This window comes from Kitasatospora viridis, assembly GCF_007829815.1.
Lineage (GTDB): Bacteria > Actinomycetota > Actinomycetes > Streptomycetales > Streptomycetaceae > Kitasatospora > Kitasatospora viridis.
Map to the genome: position 1 here is coordinate 4,937,534 of NZ_VIWT01000001.1, position 12,178 is coordinate 4,949,711.

General features: G+C 72.3%; 13 protein-coding genes. 2 read left to right on the top strand and 11 right to left on the bottom strand.

The window, feature by feature from the left end; all coding sequences use genetic code 11:
- The first annotated feature begins 7 nt into the window (after positions 1 to 7).
- Positions 8 to 733, top strand: coding sequence for a hypothetical protein (locus FHX73_RS22245; RefSeq protein WP_145906683.1), 726 nt, complete (start codon positions 8 to 10; stop codon positions 731 to 733).
- A gap of 15 nt (positions 734 to 748) precedes the next feature.
- Here FHX73_RS22245 and FHX73_RS22250 read toward each other — a convergent pair whose 3' ends face one another.
- The 11 genes from FHX73_RS22250 to FHX73_RS47670 form a co-directional block, all read right to left on the bottom strand.
- Positions 749 to 1,507 carry a sirohydrochlorin chelatase gene (locus tag FHX73_RS22250; RefSeq protein WP_145906684.1) on the bottom strand — a complete coding sequence of 253 codons (759 nt, stop codon included), beginning with the start codon at positions 1,505 to 1,507 and terminating at the stop codon, positions 749 to 751.
- Between the two features lie 34 nt (positions 1,508 to 1,541).
- Positions 1,542 to 2,444 carry an ABC transporter permease gene (locus FHX73_RS22255; RefSeq protein WP_145906685.1) on the bottom strand — a complete coding sequence of 301 codons (903 nt, stop codon included), beginning with the start codon at positions 2,442 to 2,444 and terminating at the stop codon, positions 1,542 to 1,544.
- Positions 2,431 to 3,228, bottom strand: a complete 798-nt coding sequence (locus FHX73_RS22260) for an ABC transporter ATP-binding protein (RefSeq protein ID WP_145906686.1) — start codon at positions 3,226 to 3,228, stop codon at positions 2,431 to 2,433. Before FHX73_RS22260 ends, FHX73_RS22255 begins: the two co-directional genes overlap by 14 nt.
- A gap of 158 nt (positions 3,229 to 3,386) precedes the next feature.
- Positions 3,387 to 4,529 carry an aliphatic sulfonate ABC transporter substrate-binding protein gene (locus tag FHX73_RS22265; RefSeq protein ID WP_145906687.1) on the bottom strand — a complete coding sequence of 381 codons (1,143 nt, stop codon included), beginning with the start codon at positions 4,527 to 4,529 and terminating at the stop codon, positions 3,387 to 3,389.
- 216 nt (positions 4,530 to 4,745) lie between these two features.
- A complete protein-coding gene (locus tag FHX73_RS22270; protein WP_145906688.1) occupies positions 4,746 to 6,071 on the bottom strand; it encodes a sulfate adenylyltransferase subunit 1 in 1,326 nt (441 codons plus the stop codon).
- Positions 6,072 to 6,073: 2 nt separating this feature from the next.
- The gene (gene cysD, locus FHX73_RS22275; RefSeq protein WP_145906689.1) at positions 6,074 to 7,012 is read right to left on the bottom strand and encodes a sulfate adenylyltransferase subunit CysD; all 939 of its coding nucleotides are present in this window, start codon (positions 7,010 to 7,012) and stop codon (positions 6,074 to 6,076) included.
- Complete coding sequence (gene cysC, locus FHX73_RS22280) at positions 7,009 to 7,599, bottom strand: adenylyl-sulfate kinase (protein WP_425461411.1); 591 nt, start codon at positions 7,597 to 7,599, stop codon at positions 7,009 to 7,011. Before cysC ends, cysD begins: the two co-directional genes overlap by 4 nt.
- A gap of 55 nt (positions 7,600 to 7,654) precedes the next feature.
- Positions 7,655 to 8,353 carry a phosphoadenylyl-sulfate reductase gene (locus tag FHX73_RS22285; protein ID WP_145906690.1) on the bottom strand — a complete coding sequence of 233 codons (699 nt, stop codon included), beginning with the start codon at positions 8,351 to 8,353 and terminating at the stop codon, positions 7,655 to 7,657.
- On the bottom strand, positions 8,337 to 8,516 hold the full coding sequence (locus FHX73_RS22290; RefSeq protein ID WP_145906691.1) for a hypothetical protein: 180 nt from the start codon (positions 8,514 to 8,516) through the stop codon (positions 8,337 to 8,339). The genes FHX73_RS22285 and FHX73_RS22290 overlap by 17 nt, the downstream gene beginning before the upstream one ends.
- Positions 8,513 to 10,234: a nitrite/sulfite reductase gene (locus tag FHX73_RS22295; RefSeq protein WP_145906692.1), complete on the bottom strand. Its 1,722-nt coding sequence runs from the start codon at positions 10,232 to 10,234 to the stop codon at positions 8,513 to 8,515. Before FHX73_RS22295 ends, FHX73_RS22290 begins: the two co-directional genes overlap by 4 nt.
- 204 nt (positions 10,235 to 10,438) lie before the next feature.
- Positions 10,439 to 10,522: a putative leader peptide gene (locus FHX73_RS47670; RefSeq protein ID WP_317621159.1), complete on the bottom strand. Its 84-nt coding sequence runs from the start codon at positions 10,520 to 10,522 to the stop codon at positions 10,439 to 10,441.
- A 131-nt stretch (positions 10,523 to 10,653) separates the two neighbouring features.
- On the opposite strand from FHX73_RS47670, the gene FHX73_RS22300 reads away from it, so the two are divergent.
- The gene (locus FHX73_RS22300; protein WP_145906693.1) at positions 10,654 to 12,051 is read left to right on the top strand and encodes a YihY/virulence factor BrkB family protein; all 1,398 of its coding nucleotides are present in this window, start codon (positions 10,654 to 10,656) and stop codon (positions 12,049 to 12,051) included.
- Positions 12,052 to 12,178 lie beyond the last annotated feature (127 nt).

Sequence of the window (12,178 nt, forward strand, 5' to 3'; positions counted from 1 at the left end):
GAGCGCCGTGAAGGAGTTCGGCGTCGTCGTGGTGTACCTGGTGCTGGCCTTCCTGGTCCTCGGCGGCCTGTGGGGCCAGGTGCGCAAGAGCAGGGCCAGTACGTTCCGGCGCCGGCGCGCCGAGTTGCCGCAGGAGCAGCAGCTCGCGGAGCTGACGGCCGAGCTCGCCGTGGTCGTGCCCCTCAGTCGCGGCCGGTTCCTGAGCGTGCCGCGGGTGAAGTACCCCGCGCTGACGACCGATCAGGCACGGTGGGCGGCCGAGGCGCAGTGGCCGAGCGAGTACCTGGAGGTCCGCGAAACGGGGTCGGCGTGGGCATCGTGCTGGCTGTTCGACGGGCGCGCCCCTGTGTCGGATCCCGAACCCCCGAGGCGGCTGGGTCCGGCGGTCTGTGCGCTCTCGGTGCTCTGCAACGCGCTCTTCCTGGTGGCCCTCTGGTTCGTCTACCCGCGCACCGACTGGCTGGGCGTGACCGGGCTCTTCGTCGCCTACGGCGCGGGCCTGTTCCTGCTGCTGGCCCGCGACGTCGGACGGACGACGGCCGCGTTCATGCTGCTGATGACCTTGGTGGTGGGGACGGTGGCCGTCATGGCGGTCGTCCAGTGGGCGCACAACCACCACCGCGGCACGGGGTCGGACTCGGCCAGTCTGCTGATGTCCACGGTGTTCGGCCTGCCGATGGTCTTCATGCCGGTCCTGATGGACCGTGGGGCCGGCGGCAAGTCCCCGGAGTGACGGGCGGACGGAGCGTCAGGCCGCCGTGGCCGCCGTGGTCGCCGCGACCGCGAGCGGCACGCGTGCCGCGTCGTACCGTTCGAGCAGCAGCCGGGCCAGCTCCGGCGCGGCGCCGAGCACCGGCGCCAGGTGGTCCGCCGCCGACTCCACCGCCGCTTCGGCGATCCGGTCCGGCAGCAGGCCCGGCGCGAGCAGGTAGGGCGCGACGGCGGTGCGGGTGACGCCCTGCGCGCGAAGGGCGGCCAGGGCCTCGGGCACCCGGGGTCCGCCGGCCGAGGCGTAGGCGACGGTGACCGCGCCCCAGCCCCGGCGGCGCTGCCAGGTGGCGGCGAGCGCCCGGGTGGCCGCGTCGGCGGCCGGGTCGGAGGAGCCGGCCGCGGCGAGCACCACACCGGTGTCCGCAGCGTCGGCCAGGTCGACGCCCGCCTCCACGAGGCGCCGCTCCAGCGCGTCCAGCAGCAGCGGCGAGGGCCCGAGCACGTCCGCCACCGGCAGCGCGCCCGCCCCGGCCCCCGCCGAGCGCAGCGCCGCCGGGATGTCGTGCTTGGCGTGGAAGGCGCGGTTGAGCAGCAGCGGCACGGCGACCGCCCGCCCGGCGAGCCGCGGGGCCAGCTGGGCGATCCGCGGCGCGCAGTGGTCCAGGTAGGCGGTGGCCACCGGCAGGCCCGGCCGCTGGGCGCGGACCTCCCGCACCAGCGCGTCCACCGTCGCGGCGTGCCGCGGGTCGCGGCTGCCGTGGGCGATGAGCAGCAGGGTGGGGGAGGTGGCCGCCATGGTGTGACTCCGTTTCAGCCGGTGGTCCGCAGCGTCAGCGGGTGTTCTGGAGCAGGCCGCGCGAGCGCAGCACGTAGCGCTCGATGGGGGTGAAGACCAGCAGGTCGATCGCCACGCCGACGACCAGGATCAGGATGATGCCGAGCAGCACGCCGGACATGTCGGAGGCGTCGCGCTGGTTCTCCAGGTAGCGGCCGAGGCCGATGCCCAGGTCGGGGGAGGAGGCGATCAGCTCGGCGGCCATCAGCGAGCGCCAGGAGAAGGCCCAGCCCTGCTTGAGGCCCGCCAGGTAGCCGGGCAGCGCGGCCGGCAGCAGGATGTGCCGCGCGCCGCTCAGCCCGGTGGCGCCCAGGGTGCGGCCGGCCCGCAGGAAGAGCGGCGGCACCTGGTCGATGCCGGAGATCAGGCCGTTGGCGATCGAGGGCACCGCGCCGAGCAGGATGACGGCGTACATCGCCTGGTCGTTGATGCCGAGCCAGATCACCGCGGCCGGCACCCAGGCGACCGAGGGCAGCGCCTGGAGGCCGGAGAGCACCGGCCCGACGGCCGCCCGGACGAACTTCACCCGGGCCACCACCAGCCCGATCGGCGTGCCGATCACCACCGCCAGGACGAAGCCGCTGATGCCGCGCCAGACGCTGGTCCAGATGATGGAGAAGAGCGTGCCCTCGTACCAGAGGTCGGTCAGCGAGTGCCAGACGTCCAGCGGGCTGGGCAGTTTGTACGACGGGGTGACGTGCGCGCTGTAGAGGATCTGCCAGACGGCGAGCACCAGCAGCACGCCGAGCAGCGGCGGCAGCGCCTTCTCGCGCAGCACCTGGGTGATCGGGGTGCGCTGCACCTGCACGGCGTCCAGCGCGTCCAGGCCGGCCTCGACGCCGTGCAGGTCGTCCGCGGCCTCCTCGACCGGGGTGGTGGCGGTTTCAGTGCTGGCCATGGCGGCGGATCTCCCCACGCAGGTGTTCGGTGATCTCGACGGACAGGTCCGCGACCGAGGCGGACTCGATGCGGCGGGGCTGCGGCAGGTCGATCTGCCACTGGCGGGCGATCCGGCCCGGGCGGGAGGAGAGCAGCACCACCTGCTGCGCGAGGCGGACCGCCTCGCGCACGTTGTGGGTGACGAACAGCACGGTCAGCTGCCGTTCCTGCCAGATCCGGACGATCTCCTCGTGCAGCAGGTCGCGGGTGATCGCGTCCAGCGCGGCGAACGGCTCGTCCATCAGCAGCACCTTGCTGCCCTGGGCGAGCGCACGGGCCATCGCGACCCGCTGGCGCATGCCGCCGGACAGCTCGTGCACCCGCTTGCGGTAGGAGCCGCCGAGCCGGACCAGCTCCAGCAACTCCTCGGCCCGCTCCTGGCGCTCGGCGCGCGGGGTGCCGTTGAGCCGCAGGGCCAGCTCGATGTTCTTGCCGGCGGTCAGCCACGGGAAGAGCGCGTGCTCCTGGAACATCAGCGCGGGCCGGCCGGCCGGCACCTCGATGGTGCCGGCGGTCGGCTGGTCCAGGCCGGCCACCAGGTTGAGCAGGGTGGACTTGCCGCAGCCGGAGGCGCCGAGCAGGCAGAGGAACTGCCCGGCCGGCACGTCCAGGGTGATGTCGTCCAGCACGTGGGTGCCGCTGCCGGGGCGGCCGAAGGTCTTGTGCACGCCGCTGAGCCGCACGGCAGTGGTCGTTCCGGTCGTGCCGGCGGCCTGGTCGGGGGTGGTGAGTGCCGTGCCCATGGGCGGCACCTCCTGGCGTGAGTGTGGCGAGCAGTGCGGGGAAGCTTGCGGGGGCCGGTGCCCGGCCCCCGCCCCGGCCCGGTGACGGGCATCGACTGGGCCGGGGCGGAGGACGGACGCCGGAGCTACCTGGAACGGGATCCGAGGAGGCGCCGGGCTCAGTGGGTGCCGAGGCCGGCGTCGGCCACGGCGGGCTGACCCTGCTCCTGGAGCACCTTGTCGAGCAGCGTCAGGTCGTAGATCCCGGAGATGTTCGGCTTCTTCAACAGGCCGGCGGTGACGGCGTGGTCGGCCTCGGCCTGGAGGGTGGAGGCCAGCGGGTCGTCCAGGAAGTCGATGCTCTTCCAGGCCGGGTCGAGGATGCTCGCCGGCAGCGAGTTGCCGCCCGCCGCCTTGATCGCGTCGTTGGCGTCCTGCTCCGCCTTGGCCGGGTTGGCCTTGATGAAGGCGTTGGTCTTCACCGAGCCGCGCAGCACGGCCTCCACCACGTCGGGGTGCTCCTTGAGGAACTTCTGCGACACGATGATGTTGGTGATCACGAACTGCCCGTTGGGCCACAGGCTCTTCTCGTCGAGCAGCACCTTCGCGCCCTTGGCGACCAGGGTGGAGGCGGTCGGCTCGGGCACCCAGGCGCCGTCGATCGCGCCGGAGGCGTACGCGTCCGGGGTGACCTTGTTGTCGGTGCGCACCACCGAGACGTCACCCGCGCCGGACTGCGGGTCCTCCTTGTAGCCCTTGGTGGCCAGGTAGTTGAGCAGCGCCACGTCCTGGGTGTTGCCCAGCTGCGGGGTGGCGATCTTCTTGCCCTTGAGGTCGTCCAGGGTCTTGATCTTGTTCGGGTTCACCACCAGCTCGACGCCGCCGGAGGCGGAGCCGCCGATGATCCGCAGGTTGGAGCTGTTCGACTGGACGTAGCCGTTGATCGCCGGGGAGGGGCCGATCCAGCCGATGTCGATCGAGCCCGCGTTCAGCGCCTCGATCTCCGAGGGGCCGGCGTTGAAGACCTGGGTCTTCACCTGGGTGGCGCCCAACTCCTTCTGGAACAGCCCCTCCTGGAGGCCGACCAGCGGGGTGCCGTGGGTCAGGTTGGCGAAGTAGCCGATCTTCACGGTGCTCGCGGAGAGCTTCGGACGGCCGCTGGCCGCCGGGGCCGGCGCGGCGCTGTCCTTGGGCGCCTTGGAACCGTAGGAGCAGGCGGAGAGCAGGGCGACCACGGTCAGGCCGGCCAGCGCGGCCACGGCCGGCCGTCTCACCCGACCGGCGTTCGGGCGGGCGGCGGAATGGATCTGGGTGCCAGTCATCTGAGGAGTCCTTCGGATGGAGCGGTAAGGGAAGCAGTGGTGCAGGGCACGCCGGGTGCCGTCGACTGGACTGCGGAAGACGGCTGTTGCTCCCGGTGACGGGTGGTCAGACCCGTCCGGATCCACATCGGCCGATGCCGCCCTGGCCACTGCCGCGGACGCCGCTGCCGATGCGGCCGCCTTCCTTGTCCATTCCGGAGAACGCCTCGCCGGACATCAGACCCAGTCCTCCTCTTCGGGTTCGCCGGCCGGGGCGGCGAGCGCCCCGCCGAACGCCTCGCCGGCCATGCCGGCGGTCAGGGTGGCGCCGTCGGCCGGATCGATCAGCAGGAACGAGCCGGTGCGCCGGTTGTCCGCGTACGCGTCCAGGGCCAGCGGCTCGGCGGTGCGCAGCACCACCCGGCCGATCTCGTTCACGTTCAACTCGCCCGCCGGGGACGGCTGCAGGGTGTCGATGTCGACCCGGTAGCCGATCTCCTTGACCAGCGCGCGCACCGTGCGGGTGGTGTGCTTGAGCAGCACCTTGTCGCCGGCCTTCAGCGGGCGCTCGTGCAGGTGGCAGACCGTCGCCTCGACGTCCTTCACCGGCTCGGGCACCGGGCCGGCCGCGATCAGGTCGCCGCGCGAGACGTCGATGTCCTCGGCGAGCCGGACCGTGATCGACTGGGGGGCCCAGGCGATGTCGGTCTCGGTGCCCAGCACGTCGATCCCGGCGACCGTGGTGGTGCGCCCGGCGGGCAGCACCGTGACGGTGTCGCCCTTGCGCAGCACGCCGGAGGCCAACTGCCCGGCGTAGCCGCGGTAGTCGGGGTGCTCGGCGCTCTGCGGGCGGATCACGTACTGCACCGGGAAGCGGGCCGGCTCGCTGGACGGGTCGGAGCCGACCGGCACCGTCTCCAGGTGCTCCAGCAGGGTCGGGCCGCCGTACCAGTCCATGTTGGCCGAGGGCTCGACCACGTTGTCCCCGGCCAGCGCCGAGATCGGCACCGCGACCACGTCGGTCACGCCCAGCGAGTCGGCGTAGGCGGTGAACTCCGCGGCGATGGCGGCGAAGACGGGCTCGGCGTAGTCGACCAGGTCCATCTTGTTGACGGCCAGCACCACGTGCGGCACCCGCAGCAGGGCGGCGACGGCCGCGTGGCGGCGGGTCTGCTCGACCACGCCGTTGCGGGCGTCCACCAGCACCACGGCCAGCTCGGCGGTGGAGGCGCCGGTCACCATGTTGCGGGTGTACTGCACGTGCCCGGGGGTGTCGGCCAGGATGAACCGGCGCCGGGCGGTGGCGAAGTAGCGGTAGGCCACGTCGATGGTGATGCCCTGCTCGCGCTCGGCCCGCAGGCCGTCGGTGAGCAGCGCCAGGTCGGGGGCCGCCTGGCCGCGCCGGCGGGAGGCGTGCTCGACGGCCTCCAACTGGTCGGCCAGCACCGACTTGGAGTCGTGCAGCAGGCGGCCGACCAGGGTGGACTTGCCGTCGTCCACCGACCCGGCGGTGGCGAAGCGCAGCAGCGAGGTGGCGGTCAGTTCGTCGATGGTGCTGGACATGCTTAGAAGTACCCCTCGCGCTTGCGGTCCTCCATGGCGGCCTCGGACAGCTTGTCGTCGGCCCGGGTGGCCCCGCGTTCGGTCAGCCGGCTGGCGGCGATCTCGGTGATCACCTGCTCGATGGTGGCGGCGTCGGAGTCGACGGCGCCGGTGCAGGACATGTCGCCGACCGTGCGGTAGCGGACCTGCCGCAGCTCGGTGGTCTCGCTCTCCTTCGGGCCGCCCCACTCGCCGGCGGTCAGCCACATGCCGTCGCGCTTGAACACCTCGCGCTGGTGGGCGAAGTAGATCTCCGGCAGCGCGATCCGCTCGCGCTCGATGTACTGCCAGACGTCCAGCTCGGTCCAGTTGGAGATCGGGAACACCCGCACGTGCTCGCCCGGGGCGTGCCGGCCGTTGTACAGCGACCACAGCTCGGGGCGCTGGCGGCGCGGGTCCCAGGCGCCGAACTCGTCGCGCAGCGAGAAGACGCGCTCCTTGGCGCGGGCCTTCTCCTCGTCCCGGCGGCCGCCGCCGAAGACCGCGTCGAACTTGTTGGACTCGATGGCGTCCAGCAGCGGCACCGTCTGCAACGGGTTGCGGGTGCCGTCCGGGCGCTCGCGCAGCCGGCCCTCGTCGATGAACTGCTGGACGGAGGCGACGTGCAGGCGCAGACCGTGCTCGGCCACCACCCGGTCGCGGTAGGCCAGCACCTCGGGGAAGTTGTGGCCGGTGTCCACGTGCAGCAGGGCGAACGGCACCGGCGCCGGCGCGAACGCCTTCAGCGCCAGGTGCAGCATCAGGATCGAGTCCTTGCCGCCGGAGAAGAGGATCACCGGCCGCTCGAACTCGCCCGCCACCTCGCGGAAGATGTGCACGGCCTCGGCTTCGAGGGCGTCCAGGTGGGAGAGCGCGTAAGGGTTGTCACTGCGCTCGATCGCGCTGGCGGTCGCGGTCGTCATGCCAGGCCCCTCTCGGAAAGGAAAGCGTGCAGTTCGGCGGCGGACTCGGTCACCGAGCGGCCCTGGGTCTGCAGCCGCAGCTCCGGGGACTCGGGGGCCTCGTAGGGGTCGTCCACGCCGGTGAGCCCGGAGATCTCGCCGGCGGCCTGCTTCGCGTACAGGCCCTTCACGTCGCGCTCCGAGCAGAGCTCGACGGGAGTGGCCACGTGCACCTCGATGAACTCGGCGCCCTGCTCGGCGTGCCGCGCGCGGACGGCGGCCCGGGAGCGGGCGTAGGGCGCGATCACCGGGGCCAGCACCTTGACGCCGTTGCGGGCCAGCTTCTCGGCGACGAAGCCGATCCGGGTCACGTTGGTGTGCCGGTCCTCCTCGGTGAAGCCGAGGCCCTTGGAGAGGAACTCGCGGATCTCGTCGCCGTCCAGCACCTCGACCTTGTGGCCCTCGGCGCGCAGCTTCTCGGCGAGTGCGAAGGCCAGGGTGGTCTTGCCGGCGCTGGGCAGGCCGGTCAGCCACACCGTGGCGCCGCGCTCGCGGGGAGCGGCCTCGGTGGCCGCCGCCGCGGCGGCCAGGGTGTCGGCTGTGGTCACGTTTCACTCCAAAATTAAGTAAGAGAAAGAAAAGCGGCTGACGGTCGACGAACCGTCAGAGGTGAATGCCGCACTCGGTCTTGCCGGAGCCCGCCCAGCGCCCCGCCCGGGCGTCCTCGCCCTCGCCCGGCTTGCGGGTGCAGGAGAGCGGGGAGCAGCCCACCGAGGTGTAGCCCTCCCAGAGCAGCGGGTTGAGCAGCACCCCGTTGGCCTGGACGTAGGCGTCCACGTCGTCCTGGGTCCAGCGGGCGATCGGGGCGATCTTCACCTTGCGGCGCTTGGCGTCCCAGGCCACCACCGGGGTGTTGGCCCGGCTCGGCGACTCGTCGCGGCGCAGGCCGGTGGCCCAGGCGTCGTAGGCCATCAGGCCGCGCTGCAGGGGCTCGACCTTGCGCAGCGAGCAGCACAGGTCGGGGTCGCGGTCGTGCAGGGCCGGGCCGTACTCGGCGTCCTGCTCGGCCACCGACTGACGCGGGGTCAGGGTGATCACGTTGACCGGCATGGTCGCGGCGACCGCGTCCCGGGTGCCGATGGTCTCCGGGAAGTGGTAGCCGGTGTCCAGGAAGACCACGTCCACGCCGGGCAGCGCCGTGGACGCCAGGTGGGCGACCACCGCGTCCTCCATCGAGGAGGTCACGCAGAACTTGCTGCCGAAGGTGTCGGCCGCCCAGCGCATGATCTCCTGCGCCGGGGCCTCCTCCAGCTCGCGCGCGGCCGCGGTGGCCAGCGCCTCCAGGTCAGTGGCGGTGCTCATCTATCGCTCCCCCGTTGGAAGGTGACAGCAGGCCGAGGAACTTCAGTTGGAACGCGCGGCGGCAGCTCGCGCACTCCCAGGCGCCGTGCCCGCCCTGCTCGGACGGGCGCAGGTCCTCGTCGCCGCAGTAAGGGCAGTGGAACGGTGCGGCACGCTCACTCACGACAGCTGCTCCTCGCCGACCCGGGCGGTCCACTGGGCGAAACGCTCGCCCTCGGTCCGCTCGGCCTGGTAGCGGGTGAGCAGGCGCTCGACGTAGTCGGCCAGCCCGTCCTTGGTGACCTTCAGGCCGCGGACCTTGCGGCCGAAGCCGGCCTCCAGGCCGAGCGCGCCGCCCAGGTGCACCTGGTAGCCCTCGACCTGCTCGCCGTTCTCGTCCGTCACCAGCTGGCCCTTGAGGCCGATGTCGGCGACCTGGATGCGGGCGCAGGAGTTCGGGCAGCCGTTGATGTTGATGGTCAGCGGCTCGTCGAACTCGGGCAGCCGGGCCTCCAGCTCGTCGATCAGCGAGCGGCCCTTCTCCTTGGTCTCGACGATGGCGAGCTTGCAGTACTCGATGCCGGTGCAGGCCATGGTGCCGCGGCGGAACGGGGAGGGGTTGACCCGCAGGTCGAGCGCCTCCAGGCCGGCCACCAGCGACTCGACCCGCTCCTCGGGCACGTCGAGCACGAGCATCTTCTGCTCGGCGGTGGTGCGCAGCCGGTCCGAACCGTGCTCGGCGGCCAGCTCGGCGATCTTGCCGAGCAGCGCGCCGTCCACCCGGCCGACCCGGGGGGCGAAGCCGACGTAGAAGTTGCCGTCGTTCTGCTTGTGCACGCCGACGTGGTCGCGCCAGACGCCGCTCGGCTGCTCCGGGGCCGGACCGTCGATCAGCTGGTACTTCAGGTACTCGTCCTGCAGCACCTGGCGGAACTTCTCGGCGCCCCAGTCGGCCAGCAGGAACTTCAACCGGGCGCGGTTGCGCAGCCGGCGGTAGCCGTAGTCGCGGAAGACGCCGCAGACGCCGGCCCAGACGTCGGCCACCTCGTGCAGCGGCACCCAGGCGCCCAGCCGGACACCGAGCTTGGGGTTGGTGGACAGGCCGCCGCCGACCCACAGGTCGAAGCCCGGGCCGTGCTCGGGGTGGACCACGCCGACGAAGGCGATGTCGTTGATCTCGTGCGCGACGTCGAGCAGCGGGGAGCCGGAGACCGCGGTCTTGAACTTGCGCGGCAGGTTGGAGAAGGAGGGGTCGCCGATGTACCGGCGGTGGATCTCCTCGATCGCGGGGGTGCCGTCGATGATCTCGTCCTCGGCGACGCCGGCCACCGGCGAGCCGAGGACGGTGCGCGGGGTGTCGCCGCAGGCCTCGGTGGTGGACAGGCCGACGGCCTCCAGGATCTGCCAGACCGCCGGCACGTCCTCGATCCGGATCCAGTGGAACTGGATGTTCTGGCGGTCGGTCAGGTCCGCCGTGCCGCGCGCGAAGCGCTGGGAGACCTCGGCGATCGCCTGCAGCTGGGCCACCGTCAGCCGGCCGCCGTCGATCCGGACCCGGAGCATGAAGAACTCGGCGTCGAGCTCGTGCGGCTCCAGGATCGCGGTCTTGCCGCCGTCGATGCCCTCCTTGCGCTGGGTGTACAGCCCCCACCAGCGCATCCGGCCGCGCAGGTCGGTCGGGTCGATCGAGTCGAAGCCCCGGTGCGCGTAGATCGTCTCAATGCGTGTCCGCACGTTGAGACCGTCGTCGTCCTTCTTGAACTGCTCGTTGGCGTTCAGCGGGGTGTGGTGACCCATGCCCCACTGACCCTCGCCACGGTGGCGGGTCTTGCGGGCAGCGGCGGCGGCGCGCGGCGGCGCCGCGGCCGGCTGGGCCTCGACCTGGTCGGGAGTGGTGGCCATGTGAACGTCCTTACGGGCAAGTGGCTCTGACTGCGGGTGCTGCGCCCGCTCCACTGGCACTGACCTGCCGCACCCGCTGCCACCTGCGACGATTCCGGCAGGCAGGGGGATGGCGATCGAGGGCACCGGGAGCCGGCGGGTCCGCGACGGGATGCTGTGGGCGCGGGTGGCGCGGGCGGTGGTACGGCAGCTCGGGGGTGTAGCTCAGATCACCGGACAGATGGCGCTGGACACGCGAAGGAGATCGACGTGGAGTCGACCAACCAAGGTGGTTCCGGCGCTAGACATGGCAAGAGACTCGCATGCCGAACTATCCCCGGTCCACTAGCGTCCACATTCCGGACTTCTGAGTTCCGAATGCTGGGACCCGGTCTGGCGGAGTGCCGCGACCGCACGGGTTTGGTGCCGCCCGATACCGTATGAGCGTGCACTCACCAGGCGAGACCAGCAGAACGGGCGGGCCCTCCCGGCGACGGGGCAAGGGCAGTCGGCGGGCCGCCCGCCGGTCGAACCGGCGGGACACCGTCTGGGCGCTGATCAAGGACACCACCAACACCTGCGTCGAGTACCGGGTGACCGGACTCGCCGCCGAGGCGGCGTTCTTCACCCTGCTCTCCATCCCGCCGCTGCTGCTCTGCCTGGCCGGCACCCTCGGCTACCTCGACGACCTGCTCGGCGCCGGCACCATCCAGAAGCTCCAGCAGGACATCCTCACCGCGGCCGGCACCGTGCTCTCGCCGTCCTCCATCCACCAGATCGTCCAGCCGCTGCTCAACAGCGTCTTCGCCAACGGCCGCCCCGACCTGATCTCGATCGGCTTCCTGCTCTCGCTCTGGTCCGGCTCGCGGGCGCTCTACATCTTCATCGACACCATCACCGTGATGTACGGCCTGGACGGCAAGCGCGGCATCGTGAAGACCCGGGCGCTCTCGCTCGGCCTCTACATGGGCGCGCTGGTGATCGGCTCGCTGGTGCTGCCGCTGCTGGTGGCCGGACCGGGACTGGTGGTGGCCGCCGTGCCGACCATCGCCGGGGTGGTCTCCGCGCTCTACTGGCCGGTCGCGATCCTGCTGCTGATCGTCTTCCTCACCACGCTCTACCACCTCGCCGTGCCGGCCAACACGCCCTGGCGCGAGGACATCCCGGGCGCCCTGGTGGCGCTCGGCGTGCTGGTGATCTGCAGCGTGGCGCTGCGGCTCTACCTGGTGCACTCGGTCGAGGGCCCGACCGTCTACGGCTCGCTGGCCGCGCCGGTCGCCGTACTGCTGTGGATCTTCGTGGTGGCGCTCGCGGTGCTGATCGGCGCCGCGATGAACGCGGCCATAGACCGGCGCTGGCCGAGCGTGGAGACCGCCGAGGGGCGCGCCGAGAACGAGCGGGCCGGCGAGGCCGCCGCGGCCGCCTACGTCCGCGAGGCCGGCGCCCGGCGGGCCGCCGAACGGGCCGAACTGGCCCGGGTGCTCGGCCTGGCCGACGGCTACGAGGAGGAGCTCGGCGAGGAGGACGAGGACGACGACGAGGTGCCCAGCGAGTACCCGGAGCGCTGGGCCGCGGTGCTGCCGCCCGGCAACCTGCGCGGGCGGCTGCTCGGCCGCCGGCCCGGGCGCCGGGTGCCGCCGCCCCCGCCGGACAGCGACCGCCCGAGCGCTCCGCAGCCGCCCGTGCACCGGGTGCCGCCCGCGCCGCCCGGCCCGCCGCCGGTGGTGGAGCGGCCGGCCGAGCCGTGGGGCTCGGACGGGCGCTACCCGGGCGAGCTCGGGCCGGTGGACTCCGCGCTGCCCGCCCAGCCGCCGCGCCCGCCCTGGGAGGAACGGTGAGAAGGGGACAGGTGGGAAGGGGACCGGTGAAAAACCGGGTGACCCGGGCCGGGCGGCCGTCCTAGGCTGGGAGCAGTAGGAGCCGACCCGTACGAGTCGGCCCGGACGAGGAAGCAGGAGGTGGAAG

Coding starts and splice junctions, on each gene's coding strand:
- FHX73_RS22255 (WP_145906685.1), bottom strand. CDS start 2,444: ATGGCCAGCACTGAAACCGCCACCACCCCGGTCGAGGAGGCCGCGGAC.
- FHX73_RS22300 (WP_145906693.1), top strand. CDS start 10,654: ATGAGCGTGCACTCACCAGGCGAGACCAGCAGAACGGGCGGGCCCTCC.
- FHX73_RS22295 (WP_145906692.1), bottom strand. CDS start 10,234: ATGGCCACCACTCCCGACCAGGTCGAGGCCCAGCCGGCCGCGGCGCCG.
- FHX73_RS22250 (WP_145906684.1), bottom strand. CDS start 1,507: ATGGCGGCCACCTCCCCCACCCTGCTGCTCATCGCCCACGGCAGCCGC.
- FHX73_RS22270 (WP_145906688.1), bottom strand. CDS start 6,071: ATGTCCAGCACCATCGACGAACTGACCGCCACCTCGCTGCTGCGCTTC.
- FHX73_RS47670 (WP_317621159.1), bottom strand. CDS start 10,522: ATGTCTAGCGCCGGAACCACCTTGGTTGGTCGACTCCACGTCGATCTC.
- FHX73_RS22260 (WP_145906686.1), bottom strand. CDS start 3,228: ATGGGCACGGCACTCACCACCCCCGACCAGGCCGCCGGCACGACCGGA.
- FHX73_RS22285 (WP_145906690.1), bottom strand. CDS start 8,353: ATGAGCACCGCCACTGACCTGGAGGCGCTGGCCACCGCGGCCGCGCGC.
- cysD (WP_145906689.1), bottom strand. CDS start 7,012: ATGACGACCGCGACCGCCAGCGCGATCGAGCGCAGTGACAACCCTTAC.
- FHX73_RS22265 (WP_145906687.1), bottom strand. CDS start 4,529: ATGACTGGCACCCAGATCCATTCCGCCGCCCGCCCGAACGCCGGTCGG.